We start from the raw sequence: 13,423 nt of genomic DNA, 5'->3' as shown, positions 1-13,423 counted from the left end.
AATTGAAATGCCTTTAGAGGCTTGTTTAAAATTGTGCCGAAAGTCTCAATTCGGCACGGCCGCCCGTCGCGCCACGACATGCTCGCGCCAGACCGTGAAGATACCGGCCGCAACCACAATGATCGAGCCGACGATCATATTCAGCGTCAGCGTCTCCCCGTAGATCAATACACCGAGGATCGAGGCGTAGACGAGCTGGATATAGGTGAGCGGCTGGACGGCCGCTGCATCGAGACTGTCATAGGCGCGGATCAGGAAATAATGGCTTGATGTACCGGTCAGGCAGACGGCGAGCATCCAGATCCAGTCCCAGCCCTGAATCGGCGTCCAGTAAAAGGGGCCTGCAAGCGTCATGACGAAAGCGCCGACGATGCCTGTATAGAAGAAGCTCGTCATCGCCGAATCCTGCCGGCTCACGTAACGTGTGGCGATCACGTAAAGTGCGAAGTTGAGGCAGGAGACCACCGCAAGAAGCAGGTTCACGTCGAAGAACCCGCCTTCCGGCTTGAGGATCAGCAACACGCCACAAAGTCCGACGCCGATGGCCGTCCAGCGGCGCCAGCCAACCTTTTCGCCGAGCAGCGGAATGGCAAGCAACGCGACGATGATGGGGGTGGCGGCAAAGATTGCCTGCGAATGCGCCAGCCCGATCAGCGCAAAACAGGTGATTGCCAGTACCACCTGCGTCGCAAGCAGGATGCCGCGTGAAACCTGCAGAAATGGGTGTTTGGTGCGGGCGGTTGCGGCGATGCCGCCGCGCATTTTCGAGGCCAGAACCACGGTGAACAACCCGAAGGCCCAATAGCGCACCATCGTCACGAAGATAGGCGAATAGGCTGAACCAAGATGCTTCGAGATCGCGTCCTGCGCAGAAAAGATCGTCAGCGCGAGGAGCAGGAAGATATAGCCGTGAGTCTTGGATTTCATGTCTTGCCGTTGAAGCGGAATGCCCGCGACGTCAAGCTAGGACAGGATTCTGGGGGGCTTTGCAAGGGCTCAGAGGCCGACATTCGGCCTGTCGATGATTTCGCGCAGCGCAAAGCTCGAGTTGATCTTCACCACGTGCGGCAGCGCCGAAAGCCAGTCTCGGTGGATGCGCTCGTAATCTTCCAGATCACGGGCGGCGACCCGCAGGATATAGTCGTACTCGCCGGACATCAGATAGCAGACGAGCACGTTCGGGCAGCGCTTCACCGCCGCTTCGAATTCCGACAATGTCTTGGCGAACTGGCCAGACAGCGAAATGTGCACGATCGCGATCATCTTGTAATCGAGCGCCTTGTGCGAAAGCCGCGCATGGTAGCCGCCGATGACACCGCTTTTTTCGAGAATGTCGAGCCGCCGCGAACAGGCCGAAGGTGACAGCCCGACCTTGTCGGCGAGTTCCGCATTGGTGATGCGAGCATTGATCTGCAATGCCTTCAGAATCGCAAGATCGATGTTGTCGAGGTCTGACATTCGAAGAACCTTCGAAAATTGGGGCGTTGACGCAATAATCTTCGAAACTTCATGTTTGTGCAAATCCTCTTTGCAAGGACATTTCGTTGCAGCGGTGGGAGGATTTATCAGCAAGAAAACGCTCTGCGAAATGCAGACATAAAATGAGAGGAACGCGTATGCGTGTCGGTTGCCCGAAGGAAATCAAGAACCATGAATATCGCGTCGGCCTGACGCCGGCTTCGGTCAGAGAATATGTCGCCCATGGCCACGAGGTCTGGGTGGAAACGAAGGCAGGTGCCGGCATTGGTGCCGATGATGCCGCCTATGTGGCCGCTGGCGCGAAGATCGCCGCCTCCGCCAAGGATATTTTCGAAAAGTGCGACATGATCGTCAAGGTCAAGGAGCCGCAGCCCTCGGAATGGGCGCAACTCCGCGACGGTCAGCTCCTCTACACCTATCTGCATCTCGCGCCCGATCCGGAACAGACCAAGGGTCTGCTCGCATCCGGCGTTACGGCAATCGCCTATGAGACGGTGACCGACGATCGCGGTGGCCTGCCGCTCCTGGCGCCGATGTCCGAGGTCGCCGGTCGACTTTCCATCCAGGCCGGCGCCACCGCGCTGCAAAAGGCCAATGGCGGCCTTGGCATCCTGCTCGGCGGCGTTCCCGGCGTTCTCCCGGCCAAGGTTGCGATCATCGGCGGCGGCGTCGTCGGCCTGCATGCCGCCAAGATGGCTGCCGGTCTCGGCGCCGATGTCAGCATTCTCGACAAGTCGCTGCCGCGCCTGCGCCAGCTCGACGATATCTTCAATGGCCGTATTCACACGCGCTATTCCAGCATCCAGGCACTGGAAGAGGAAGTCTTTACTGCTGATCTGGTCATCGGTGCCGTGCTGATCCCCGGCGCTGCCGCACCAAAGCTTGTGACCCGCGAAATGCTCTCCGGCATGAAGAAGGGCTCCGTCATCGTCGACGTCGCCATCGACCAGGGTGGCTGCTTCGAAACCTCGCACGCAACGACGCATTCCGAACCGACCTATGTCGTCGACGGCGTCGTGCATTATTGCGTCGCCAACATGCCGGGCGCGGTTCCCGTCACATCAGCCCATGCGCTGAACAATGCGACGCTCGTCCACGGCCTCGCACTCGCCGATCGCGGCCTGCGCGCCATTGCCGAGGACAAGCACCTGCGCAACGGATTGAACGTCCACCGGGGCCGCATCACCAACAAGCCGGTCGCGGATGCGCTTGGTTACGAGGCAGTGGCTCCTGAAAGCGCACTGAACGTAGCGTAAACCAGCTGACTCAAGGTCAGGTAAGGGCGCCAGCTTCCGCAAGGGCTGGCGCCTTTATTTTGTCGATCCGGCACTGATAGCAATTGTTGCGCGCGGAGCGCACATGCACGTAGGCGATGTCAGGCCGTGCGAGCAATTCGGCCGCATAGGAAGGAATTCTGTCGATCGGCGTCACCGCGCCGGTGCCGTAGACGATCCTGTCGCTCTCGCCGTAGCCGCGGACAATGAAATCCGGGCTCGTAGTCAGGACGGGAGGCAGGACCTCGTCGGAAGAATAGCGCTGACAGGGCTGCTTGTGCAGGAAGACCGGCCCGGTTTCGGCATAGGGCTGCAGTTCCGGAAAGGGGCGATAGGCAAAGACGAACAGCTCTTCGCCAGCGCCAATATTGCGCAGGCAATGCCGGCACGGGTGGCCCGGACCATCGGAGATCATTGTTTCCGGCAGACGTCCGTAGGCATCGCGACCGCCGCTCCACAGCGCTTCTGCATCAGCTGTCGGCATGGCTGAAAATTGAATGTTGTTCATGGCAAATCTCCTCATGAGCTTTGCCATAGTGTCTGCCCTTGCGGCCGTCCAAACCACCCGATTCTTGCCTGAAACCGGGAAGCTTTGGGCGCTGCTCGATCAGCCGCGTCGGGCTATTTCCAGCAGTTCCTTGTCGCTCAATGGTCTGACGATCCCGGTGCCGGTGGAGACGGGAGAAAAACCGAACATCTGGTAGAGCTGCAATGCCCGCGGATGGTCGAGATTGTTGGTGGTCGTCGTGACCTTTTGCGGGTTCAGCGTCCAGATCGCGTAGAGAGCCTGGAGCAGGAACCATTTGCCGATGCCGAGGCCGAGCGCGTGCTCGAAGAGCCCGAAATGGCTGAGCTCGATCGTATCCTCGTCCTCGCAGAGATATTCATAGAAGCCGGCCGGCGCGCCATTGACGTAGAGCACGCTGATATTGTTGCGCTTGTCATGCAGGGCGACGGTCAATTCCTCGTCGCTCATCCGCAGACGGTCGACCCACTGCCAGCGCGCCCCGACCTGTCGATAGAGATAGCGATAGAAGGGTAGTGGAATGGCCGGTGCGCGCATGATCGCCGTCTGGATGTTGACGGGCACGGGCAGGCTTGCCTTCGGCGGCGCGACCATTTCAAGCCGCGTGATATGGGCCTTAAGCGAGGCGGGCGTCTTTCCCATGGCGTCAGGCTTTGACCGCTGCAGGAGGACCGGTAACGACAGGCGTATCCTCGCGGCTGCCCCATTCGCTCCAGGAGCCGTCATAGAGCTTGTTGTCGGTATGTCCGAGCGATTCCAGCGCCAGCGTGATGATTGCTGCGGTAATACCCGATCCGCAGGAGGTAACGACCGGCTTCGAAAGATCGATGCCGGCATCCTCGATCGTCTGCTTCAGTTCCGGCAGCGATTTGAAACGGCCCTGGTTTGCGAAAACGCCTGATGGCAGGCTGCGGGCACCTGGCATATGGCCGGAGCGCATGCCGGCGCGCGGTTCCGGTTCGCTGGCCGCGAAACGGCCGGCGCTGCGGGCATCGGCGATCTGCAGGGCGCCGCTTGAAACGATATCGCGCATCTGCTCGAGGTGAACGACGCGGTTGGAATCGTAATTCGTCTTGAAACTCGCCGGCGCATATTGTGGCGTTTCGGTTTCGAGTGGCCGGCCTTCAGCCTTCCATCCGTCCAGTCCGCCGTCGAGGACGAAGACATTCTTTGCGCCCATGACACGGAACAGCCACCACACGCGCGGCGAGGCGAACATGCCGATGCCGTCATAGACGACAATACGGTCATTCTCGCTGATGCCGAGTTTGCCGACTTCGGCGGCGAAATGATTGGGCGAGGGGATCGTGTGCGGCAGGTTCGTCGAGTGATCGGCGATTTTGTCCTGATCGAAGCGGATCGCACCCGGAATATGGCCGGCGGCATATTCTGCATCGGCATCGCGCTTCTGCGCCGGCAGATAGAAGGATGCGTCGAGCACGCGCAGATCGGATTTGCCGAGTTCAGCCTGTAGCCAGTCGGCCGAAACGACGAAACGGCTCTTGGTGTCGCTCATGATGATCTCCCCAAAAATATCGTCTATCAGGCTTCGTCGCCGGGCGTGCCGAAGCGAATGCGGAAGCGCCTGTTCTCTTTGCCCTTCTTCTCGATCTTGGCAATATGAATCTGGCCGACTTCCTGAGTTTCCGAAACATGCGTGCCGCCGCAGGGCTGGCTGTCAATAGCTGAATTCTCTCCGATACAGACGAGGCTGACACGGCCAAGACCAACAGGAGGACGCACATTCTTCGACTTGACGATGCCGGGATTGGCGGCGAGCTCCTCATCCGTGATCCACTGAACATAGACAGGATGGTTCTGGTTGACGAGGTCCATCAGCCTGGCCGTCACCTCGTCCTTGTCGATCGTGTCGCTCATGTCGAAATCGACGCGGCTTTCATCCTCGCCGACAGCAGCACCGGTAATCGGATAGGAGCAGACGACTGAAAGAAGATGGCAGGCCGTATGCATGCGCATCAGCCTGTAACGGCGCGGCCAGTCGATGTGCACAACCAGCTTTTCGCCGACCTCCGGCCGCGGCTCGCCCTCCTGCGGCACATGAATGACGATGTCTTTGGTGGCACCATGTTTCGCCTGGCCAAGCCCTATCCTGGAGCCGTCAGCCCGTTCGAAGAAGCCTGTGTCGCCCGGCTGCCCGCCAGACGTCGCGTAAAAGCAGGTCTGGTCCAGCTCGATGCCCCCGTCCTCGTGGACGGCCGTGACGACCGCTTCGCATGTGGAAAGGTAGAAGTCGTCACGGTAGAGGGCATTGACTGGCATGGAGGCTCACGCTGCGGGTTCGTAGGGTATTCTGATATCCGTCGAGCCGACCATCCAGGCAGGAATGGGAAGACCCTTGGACGAAAGGAAGTCCGGATTGAAAAGCTTGGACTGATAGCGGTTGCCATAATCGCAGAGGATTGTCACGACCGTATGGCCGGGACCGAGATCTTGGGCGAGGCGAACCGCACCGGCAATGTTGATCGCCGTGGAGCCGCCAAGGCAAAGCCCCTCATGTTCCACCAGATCGAAGAGGTAGGGGAGCGATTCGGCATCGGTGACGTGATAAGAGAAATCGGGCGTGAAGCCTTCAAGGTTGGCGGTGATGCGCCCCTGGCCGATACCTTCCGTGATCGACGATCCCTCCGACTTCAGCGCGCCGTTCGCGTAGAATTCGTAGAGCGCGGCACCCTCGGGATCTGCGATGCCGATCTTGATATCCCTGTTGAAGCCCCTGAGGCCTGCGGCAACACCGGCCAGCGTTCCGCCCGAACCGACCGAGCAGATGAAGCCGTCGACCTTGCCATCCGTATCTTTCCAGATCTCGGGTGCGGTGGTTTCGATATGAGCCTGGCGGTTGGCGACATTGTCGAACTGGTTCGCCCAGATCGCGCCGTTCGGCTCGCTCTTGGCAAGCTGTTCGGCAAGGCGACCCGAAACCTTCACATAGTTGTTCGGGTTCTTGTAGGGAACGGCCGGAACTTCGACGAGCTCGGCGCCGAGCAGGCGCAGCGCGTCCTTCTTTTCCTGGCTCTGCGTTTCCGGGATGACGATCACGGTACGATAGCCGAGCGCCTTGGCAACGAGCGTCAGGCCAATTCCGGTATTGCCCGCCGTACCCTCGACGATGACACCGCCGGGCTTCAGCAGGCCCTTCCTCTCGGCGTCGCGGATGATATAGAGCGCCGCTCGGTCCTTCACCGACTGGCCGGGATTGAGGAATTCGGCCTTGCCGAGAATGGTGCAGCCGGTTGCCTCGGAAACACCCTTGAGCTTGATGAGGGGCGTATTGCCGATAGCCTCGATTACGGAGGGGTGGAAGGTCATGGAATCTGCCTCGTTTACGCATAGTTTAGGAACGGTCTTTTCCCTTCACAAGGCGGCGTTGGCAAGAAATCCTATTCCATGCCTTTGAGGCGGGCGATAAAATTAGTCTTCGCGTTCCAGCCCATTGCCGTCTCCAGGCGCGCCGGTGATCCGAAGATTGACTTTCGGCGTATGGATGACGACAAAGCAAGCACGGGCGCAGGAACAAGGCGTGACCGAATCTGACATGGTTCACGAGCATATCGACACGATCGATGCATTGATGGCGCATTATGTTGCCGGCTCCCTCCCGGAGCCGGCCCGCGTACTCGTGGAATCCCATCTCGAAATGAAGGCGGACAATCGCGGCCTTGTGGCCGACCTTGAACGGCTGGCCGGAGACGCTCTGGAAAGCACGCCGGCAAGCCCGATCAGCGACCGGGATGCGAAGCTTGCGGCAATCTTCGGCTCGAAGGCTCCTGCGTCCCCTGCGAAGCCCCCGTCACGTCCGCGGGGCGCTCTTTTTCCGCGTGCCTTGCGCAATCTCGTCGGTTTCGAAGCCGACGACGTGCCGTGGCGCAAGCGCCTTCCGGGCTTCAAGGAATATGCGACCGATATCGACGGCTGCGAAGTCAGCCTGATGTGGATAAGGCCTGGCCGAGCGCTGCCTGCCCACACGCATGCGGGCATGGAACTAATCCTCATCCTCGATGGCGCCTTCCACGACGAGCGCGGCCGCTTTGGGCCGGGAGATATCTCGGTTGCGGATGCCACGATCGACCATCGCCCCGTCGCAGAAAAGGATCGGCCCTGCATCGCTTTCGCCGTTTCGGAGGGCCCGATCAAGCTCACCGGCTCCTTCCGGCAGATCATTGGCGATCTCATCGGCTGAAAGCAGCCACAATGCTGTGATAGAGCCATTGTCCCGGGAGAGATGGGGGAGCTTCCGGACTGTGTTCGTATTCAAATCGGCAGACCGGAGGAAGTGTCATGCGTAATTTCATCGCCCGCCCGGAGCATGGTATCGTCTGGATTTCCGGCGCGAGTTCCGGAATAGGCCGAGCGCTGGCGCTGAAGCTCGCAGGCGAGGGATACGGGGTTGCCGTCACCGCCCGCAATCACGAAAAACTGGTGGAATTGCAGGCCGAGGCATCCGGATTGCCCGGCAGCATCATCGTGCTCGACGGCGATGTGACCGATGCCGAAGACATGGAACATGTCATGGCCTCGATCGAATACGAGCATGGCGCGCTCGCCATGGCGATCCTCTGCGCAGGCGTCTATCAGCCCGTTCACGGCGAGGATCTAAACAGAGCCGATTTCGAGGAGACTTTTGCCGTCAACCTGTCAGGCGTCGTCAATTGCCTCCTGCCGGCGATCCGCCACATGAAGGCGAAGGGGCAGGGACAGGTCGCCATCGTTTCCTCGGTGACCGGCTACACGGGATTGCCGACCAGCGCCGCCTACGGCGCGACCAAGGCTGCCCTGATCAACATGGCCGAAAGCCTGAAATTCGACCTCGACAAGATCGGGATCCGTATCCAGCTCATCAATCCGGGTTTCGTTGACACGCCGGCAACGCGCAAGAATGCTTTTCCGATGCCGGCACTTATTTCGCCCGAGGCCGCTGCGGAGCGCATTGCGGCAGGCCTCAAGATGCAGGCTTTCGAGATCACTTTCCCGCGGCATTTCACCTATATGCTGAAGTTCCTGCGGATACTGCCTTACGGTCTCTATTTCCCTCTGGTCAACCGCTTCACAGGCTGGCGAGAGCGGCCTCTCGATAGAGGTCACCGGCCGGCGACACCGCATCCGGCTGAATGATCAGCGGCGCGAAAAAACCACCTGCCGCACATCGATATTGCGGGCGCGGAAGCCGGCCTCACAATAGAACAGGTAGAATTCCCAGAGCCGCTTGAACCGGTCGTCGAAACCCATCGGCCGGAGCTTATGCCACACGGACCAGAAGCGCTCGCGCCATTCCGCGAGCGTGCGGGCATAATCGAGGCCGAAGCCGAAGTCCCGGACCAGTGACAGGTCCATCTTCTTGCCGAGTTCGGCAAGGTGATGACGCGTCGGCAACATGCCGCCGGGGAAGACATATTTCTGGATGAAGTCCGGATTGCTGCGATATTGCTCGAAAGATTCGGGCCGGATAGTGATGATCTGCAGCCCTGCCTTGCCGCCCGGCTTCAGGCATTGTCTGAGTTTGGAAAAATAGGCCGGCCAGTATTTCTCGCCCACGGCCTCGAACATCTCGATGGAAACGATGCGATCGTAGACACCGGTCTCGTCGCGATAGTCCTGGAAGCGAAAATCAACCTTGTCGCTTAGCCCTGCCTTGCTGATGCGCTCCTGTGCGAAGGCAAGCTGCTCACGGCTGATGGTCAGTCCGGTCACCCGGCAGTTCAGTTCGCTGGCCGCGAATTCCGCAAAGCCACCCCACCCGCAACCGATCTCGAGCACATGATCACCGGGCTTGATGCCGGTCGCTTCCGCCAGCGCCCGATACTTGGCGCTCTGTGCCGATTGCAGGTCATTGGCACCGGTCGAATAAAGCGCTGACGAGTAGGTCATGCTCGGATCGAGCCATTGCTTGTAGAAGTCATTGCCGAGGTCGTAATGGGCCGAGATATTGCGCCTGGACCCGGCCTTGGTGTTGGCATTCATCCAATGGCGGATGCGTTCCACGAAGCGGCCGACACCGCTCGTGCCATAAGAATAACTGTATGCGGCCTCGCCGTTCACGAGAAACAGCTCGAGGAAGGCGGTGATATCGGGGCTATCCCAGTCGCCATCCATGTAGGTCTCTGCGATCCCGATGGTGCCGCTGGTCAGAGCCCGGTCGGGAAGGTTCCAATTCCGGAGCGTGAGCGCTGCATTCGGTCCGGCGGCCTCGCCCCTGATCAACACCTTGCGCCCGTCGGGCAGCGTGACGGCAAGGGACCCTTGCTGTATGCCCAGCAAACCGCGCAGCGCAAGCTTCGCCTTGAACGGCAGGTCTCTGACGATGCGCGAAATATTCTCCGCCGTCAGCGTTACCGCGTCCCGGGTAGCTTGGTTCAAGTCCTGTATATTGCTCACCGTCCGTCCTCCCGTATTTTGGGGCCGGTCAGGACAATGCTTGCGCCTCTCCTCCGGCGATTGCGACAAACGCTAAATTCATTCCGCAGCTTCTGCAAGCCGGCTTGCCGGCTTCACGCTGACAGGCGGAGGAGGTGGTGGCCGGCGAACGTAGATAGCGCCTTTCAGCCAGAGTTTCAGAGCCTCCCAGTGAATGCCGGCCATGATCTTGACGGTCAGGAAGGGAGTGGTTGTGAGAAGAAAACCGAGCGTCCGGCCAGTCAGCGGCTTTTTCCGGCCGGCGAACGTTGCGGCAAGAAGCGGTCCGTCCGCATCGGTTTCCAGGATGCGCCAGCGGATTTCCTGGCCGGGCGGCAGCATGCGGAAATGATAGCGCATTCCAATGCCAATGAAGGGAGAGACGTAAAAGAGCTTTTCGCAGGTCTGACGAAGACCGCTTTCGAAGATTTCGTCCTCCTCGACGGGGCAGACATAGCTATGCCGCTCGCCGAACGTGTTGCGCACCTCGTAGATCAGCGCAATAACTGAATCCTTCTCGTCATAAGCATAATAGACGGAAAGCGGATTGAAGACGTAGCCGAAGATCCGCGGATAGCAGACGAGCAGGATTTTGGCCGGTCGCTCGACACAGGCATCTGCAAGCAGGCGATCGGCATGGGAGCGCAGCTTCCCACCTGCTGCATGGTCTTCTTCATGGAACGAGACGAGATTGCTTCGGTTGACCGAAAACAGCGTCGATTGCCTGTCGGCTTCTTCCAAACGGTCGAGATCGATAGCAAGCGAAAACACCCGATACTGGAAGCGATGGCCGAACGGTTTCATGCGCTGATGCATGACATTGCCTACATAAAGCACTGCCGCTGCGTCCGGCGGACGACCGTTTCGCGTCACGCTGACGCCATATCTCGAAGCGTCGGGGCTTTTGCGCGATCCCATCATGCCATCGCTTCCAGCATCGTTTCACGAGGGGAGGGTCGGTCGGTTCGCCAGGGTGTGATACCGCCCAGAGCTTCCGCCGCCGCAAGGCCGGAGACAAGTCCATCTTCGTGGAAGCCATATCCGGTCCAGGCGCCTGCGAAATAGCAATTGTTCTTTCCCTGGATGACCGCGATCGCCTGCTGTGCTGTCATCGCTTCGGCGGAAAACTGCGGATGCTCATAGGTAAACTCGGCAAAGACCTTGCGACCATCCGGTTCGCGGTCCGGGTTCAGCGTAACGAAGAGCGGGAAGTTCGGATCGATGCCCTGCAGCCTGTTCATCCAGTAGGTAACAGCTACACCCGCCCTGCCGTCGCCATGGCTCGAGCGCAGATAGTTCCAGGAGGCCCATATCTTGCGCCGCGTCGGCATCAGGCTGGCATCACGGTGCAGGATAACGCGGTTGGGCTGATAGGGGACGGCAGCGAGCAGGCGCTTTTCCTGATCCGTCGCATCCATCAGCAGACGCGACGTCTGGTCGCTGTGGCAGGCGAAGATCACCTTGTCGAAGAAAGCCTCGCCGCCGGCTTCGTCGATGACGATGACGCCCTTTTCCTTGCGTATTACGCTGCGCACCCCGCAGCCAAGTCTTACCTTGTCGCCAAGCGGCGACAGAAGCCTTTTCAGATAGTTGTGGCTGCCGCCGGTGACGGTACGCCACTGATGCTGGTGGCGGTAGATCAGCCGGTGATTGTCGAAGAAATTGACGAAATGCTCGGCGGGAAATTGCAGCATGCGCGCTGATGGCGTCGACCAGATCGCCGCCGCCATGGGCACCAGATAGTTGTTGGTGAAACCGGGCGAGAAGCCGCGCCAGTCGAGATAATCGCCGATCGAGCGCGAGGCGAGATGTCCGGCTGCCCGATCTTCCAGGCAGGTCCGGTTGAAGCGCAGGATCTCGCGGATCATCCAGAGAAAGGAGGGGCTCAGCAGATTGCGCTTCTGCGCGAATATCGACGAGAGCCCACCGCCGCTCCACTCCAGCCTGCCCTGATCGAGTGACAGGGAAAAGCTCATGTCGCTGGCATGCGTGGCGACGCCGAGTTCCGCAAAGAGCGCGGTCAGATTGGGATAATTGTGCTCGTTGTAGACGATGAAGCCGGTGTCGACTGGAATGCTCAACCCGTCATAATCGACATCGACCGTTGCCGTATGGCCGCCCGGCCGGACATCCTTCTCATAAAGCGTCACGTCATGAACAGGATTGAGCGCCCAGGCAGCCGATGCACCCGATATGCCCGATCCTATGACCGCGACCTTGAGCCGGCGTGGCAGCGAAGGAACATGCGCGTTCATGCTGCATCCTTTATCGCGTTATAGACCTTCAGCGCCCGCCGGCGCGCCGTGGCATGATCGACGATGGGTTGGGGATAGGTTTCACCAAGCGTGATACCGGCTTTTTCAAGCACGCTCGCGGGTGCCTCGAACGGCCGGTGGATATATTTGTCCTCCAGATTTTCGAGCTCGGGCACGAACTGCCTGATATAGCTGCCGTCCGCATCGAATTTTTCGCCCTGCAGAACCGGGTTGAAGATGCGGAAGAAGGGAGAGGCATCGGCGCCTGAACCTGCCACCCATTGCCAGCTGGCCGCATTGTTGGCCGGGTCCGCATCGACGAGCGTATCGCGGAACCAGGCTTCGCCTCGACGCCAGTCGACCAGCAGGTCCTTGATGAGAAACGAGGCTGTGATCATCCGGACGCGGTTATGCATCCAGCCATGGCGCCAAAGCTGGCGCATGCCTGCGTCGATGATGGGATAGCCCGTCTGGCCGTTGCACCAGGCATGGAATCCGTCTTCATCCTGTCGCCAGCCGAAACCGTCGAAACTGTCGTTCCAGTTGGCGCTTGCAAGTTTGGGAAAATGGAAGAGCAGGTGGTAGGAAAACTCCCGCCATGCCAGTTCCTTGCGAAAGCGCACGATATCGTCGGATGGGATGCTGCGGGAGAGGCCCTTTGTCGCCTCCCAGATACGCGCTGGCGAAATCTCGCCGAGTGCCAGATGCGGAGAGAGCAGGGACGTTGCCGCCTTGCCGGGGAAATCCCGGTCAGCCGAGTAACCCGGAAGAGCGTTTTCGACGAACTCCCGGAGCTTTTGGTGGGCAGCGGCTTCCCCCGGCGTCCACATGTCGGGGAAGGACCTCGCCCAGTTCGGCTTGCGTGGCAGAAACTTGAAAGAGGCGAGCGTTTCAGATGCGGGAAACTCTTTGGGGAAGCGGAAGCGTTGAGGCATGTCGACAGGCGCTTCCGGCTCTCCATCTTCTTCGAGTGCCCGCCAGAACGGCGTATAGACGCGATAGGGCGTGCCGCCTGATGTCTTGAGTTTCGTCGGTTCATGCAGGAGCTGGCCGCCGAAGCTGCGCACCTCGATTGCCTGCTTTTCGAGTTCATGCTTGAGGCGCGTGTCGATCGCAATGCCGGGCGGATCGTAGCGACGGTTCCAGAATACCGCTTCCGCACCGCTTCGCCTGATGAAGTCGCCCAGCACGTTTCGGGCATGGCCGCTGGCCAGGACGAGCTTGCCGTCACGTTTTCTAAGGGCGCCATCGAGCGCATGCAGCGAATGGTGCAGCCACCATGCCTGAGCCGAACCGAGCGGCCCGGTGCCGTCTTCCCCGTGTTCGCGAATATAAAGTGGAATAACCGGCCGCCCCGATGCGCATGCCGCCTGGAGTGCCCTGTTGTCGTCAAGGCGCAGATCCTTGCGAAACCACACGATCACCGGTCTTGCAACAATATCCCGTGCCAATGTCTGCTCCCTGTCCTGCCTCTCCTGTCT

The 13,423-nt window shown here is 59.9% G+C and carries 14 protein-coding genes; 3 read left to right on the top strand and 11 right to left on the bottom strand.

Features of this window, described 5'->3' with window-relative positions:
• Nucleotides 1-45 precede the first annotated feature (45 nt).
• Together AC1DF8_RS26805 and AC1DF8_RS26800 are read right to left on the bottom strand one after the other, a co-directional pair.
• Nucleotides 46-927 (bottom strand): DMT family transporter, encoded by an 882-nt coding sequence (locus tag AC1DF8_RS26805; protein WP_018115459.1) that lies wholly within the window; start codon nt 925-927, stop codon nt 46-48.
• 69 nt (nt 928-996) lie between these two features.
• Nucleotides 997-1,458 carry an Lrp/AsnC family transcriptional regulator gene (locus tag AC1DF8_RS26800; RefSeq protein WP_018115458.1) on the bottom strand — a complete coding sequence of 154 codons (462 nt, stop codon included), beginning with the start codon at nt 1,456-1,458 and terminating at the stop codon, nt 997-999.
• A 158-nt stretch (nt 1,459-1,616) separates the two neighbouring features.
• Between AC1DF8_RS26800 and ald the strand changes: the two genes are divergently transcribed.
• The gene (gene ald, locus AC1DF8_RS26795) at nt 1,617-2,735 is read left to right on the top strand and encodes an alanine dehydrogenase (RefSeq protein WP_112545185.1); all 1,119 of its coding nucleotides are present in this window, start codon (nt 1,617-1,619) and stop codon (nt 2,733-2,735) included.
• Nucleotides 2,736-2,751: 16 nt separating this feature from the next.
• On the opposite strand, the gene AC1DF8_RS26790 is transcribed toward ald, so the two are convergent.
• The 5 genes from AC1DF8_RS26790 to AC1DF8_RS26770 all read right to left on the bottom strand — a co-directional run bounded on the left by AC1DF8_RS26790 (nt 2,752) and on the right by AC1DF8_RS26770 (nt 6,606).
• Nucleotides 2,752-3,261 (bottom strand): DUF1203 domain-containing protein, encoded by a 510-nt coding sequence (locus AC1DF8_RS26790; protein ID WP_018115456.1) that lies wholly within the window; start codon nt 3,259-3,261, stop codon nt 2,752-2,754.
• 99 nt (nt 3,262-3,360) lie between these two features.
• Complete coding sequence (locus tag AC1DF8_RS26785) at nt 3,361-3,921, bottom strand: GNAT family N-acetyltransferase (protein ID WP_112968609.1); 561 nt, start codon at nt 3,919-3,921, stop codon at nt 3,361-3,363.
• Nucleotides 3,922-3,925: 4 nt separating this feature from the next.
• Nucleotides 3,926-4,795, bottom strand: coding sequence for a 3-mercaptopyruvate sulfurtransferase (gene sseA / locus AC1DF8_RS26780; protein ID WP_478155691.1), 870 nt, complete (start codon nt 4,793-4,795; stop codon nt 3,926-3,928).
• 26 nt (nt 4,796-4,821) lie between these two features.
• Complete coding sequence (locus AC1DF8_RS26775; RefSeq protein WP_113117181.1) at nt 4,822-5,559, bottom strand: alanyl-tRNA editing protein; 738 nt, start codon at nt 5,557-5,559, stop codon at nt 4,822-4,824.
• Between the two features lie 6 nt (nt 5,560-5,565).
• Nucleotides 5,566-6,606 (bottom strand): cysteine synthase A, encoded by a 1,041-nt coding sequence (locus AC1DF8_RS26770; RefSeq protein WP_112545180.1) that lies wholly within the window; start codon nt 6,604-6,606, stop codon nt 5,566-5,568.
• A 211-nt stretch (nt 6,607-6,817) separates the two neighbouring features.
• On the opposite strand from AC1DF8_RS26770, the gene AC1DF8_RS26765 reads away from it, so the two are divergent.
• Together AC1DF8_RS26765 and AC1DF8_RS26760 are read left to right on the top strand one after the other, a co-directional pair.
• Entirely contained in the window at nt 6,818-7,477 is a 660-nt protein-coding gene (locus AC1DF8_RS26765) for a ChrR family anti-sigma-E factor (RefSeq protein WP_478155690.1), read from the top strand.
• Between the two features lie 98 nt (nt 7,478-7,575).
• Complete coding sequence (locus AC1DF8_RS26760) at nt 7,576-8,409, top strand: SDR family NAD(P)-dependent oxidoreductase (protein ID WP_478155689.1); 834 nt, start codon at nt 7,576-7,578, stop codon at nt 8,407-8,409.
• Here the strand turns inward: AC1DF8_RS26760 and AC1DF8_RS26755 are convergent, their stop codons facing one another.
• From AC1DF8_RS26755 to AC1DF8_RS26740, 4 genes are all read right to left on the bottom strand, one after another.
• Nucleotides 8,410-9,669 carry a class I SAM-dependent methyltransferase gene (locus tag AC1DF8_RS26755; protein ID WP_478155688.1) on the bottom strand — a complete coding sequence of 420 codons (1,260 nt, stop codon included), beginning with the start codon at nt 9,667-9,669 and terminating at the stop codon, nt 8,410-8,412.
• Between the two features lie 78 nt (nt 9,670-9,747).
• Nucleotides 9,748-10,608, bottom strand: a complete 861-nt coding sequence (locus AC1DF8_RS26750; protein ID WP_478155687.1) for a DUF1365 domain-containing protein — start codon at nt 10,606-10,608, stop codon at nt 9,748-9,750.
• Nucleotides 10,605-11,942 (bottom strand): NAD(P)/FAD-dependent oxidoreductase, encoded by a 1,338-nt coding sequence (locus AC1DF8_RS26745; RefSeq protein ID WP_478155686.1) that lies wholly within the window; start codon nt 11,940-11,942, stop codon nt 10,605-10,607. Before AC1DF8_RS26745 ends, AC1DF8_RS26750 begins: the two co-directional genes overlap by 4 nt.
• Nucleotides 11,939-13,393, bottom strand: coding sequence for a cryptochrome/photolyase family protein (locus AC1DF8_RS26740; protein ID WP_478155685.1), 1,455 nt, complete (start codon nt 13,391-13,393; stop codon nt 11,939-11,941). The genes AC1DF8_RS26745 and AC1DF8_RS26740 overlap by 4 nt, the downstream gene beginning before the upstream one ends.
• Nucleotides 13,394-13,423 lie beyond the last annotated feature (30 nt).

This window comes from Rhizobium sp. 05N49, assembly GCF_056396805.1.
This window is presented reverse-complemented; position numbering and strand designations above follow the sequence as displayed.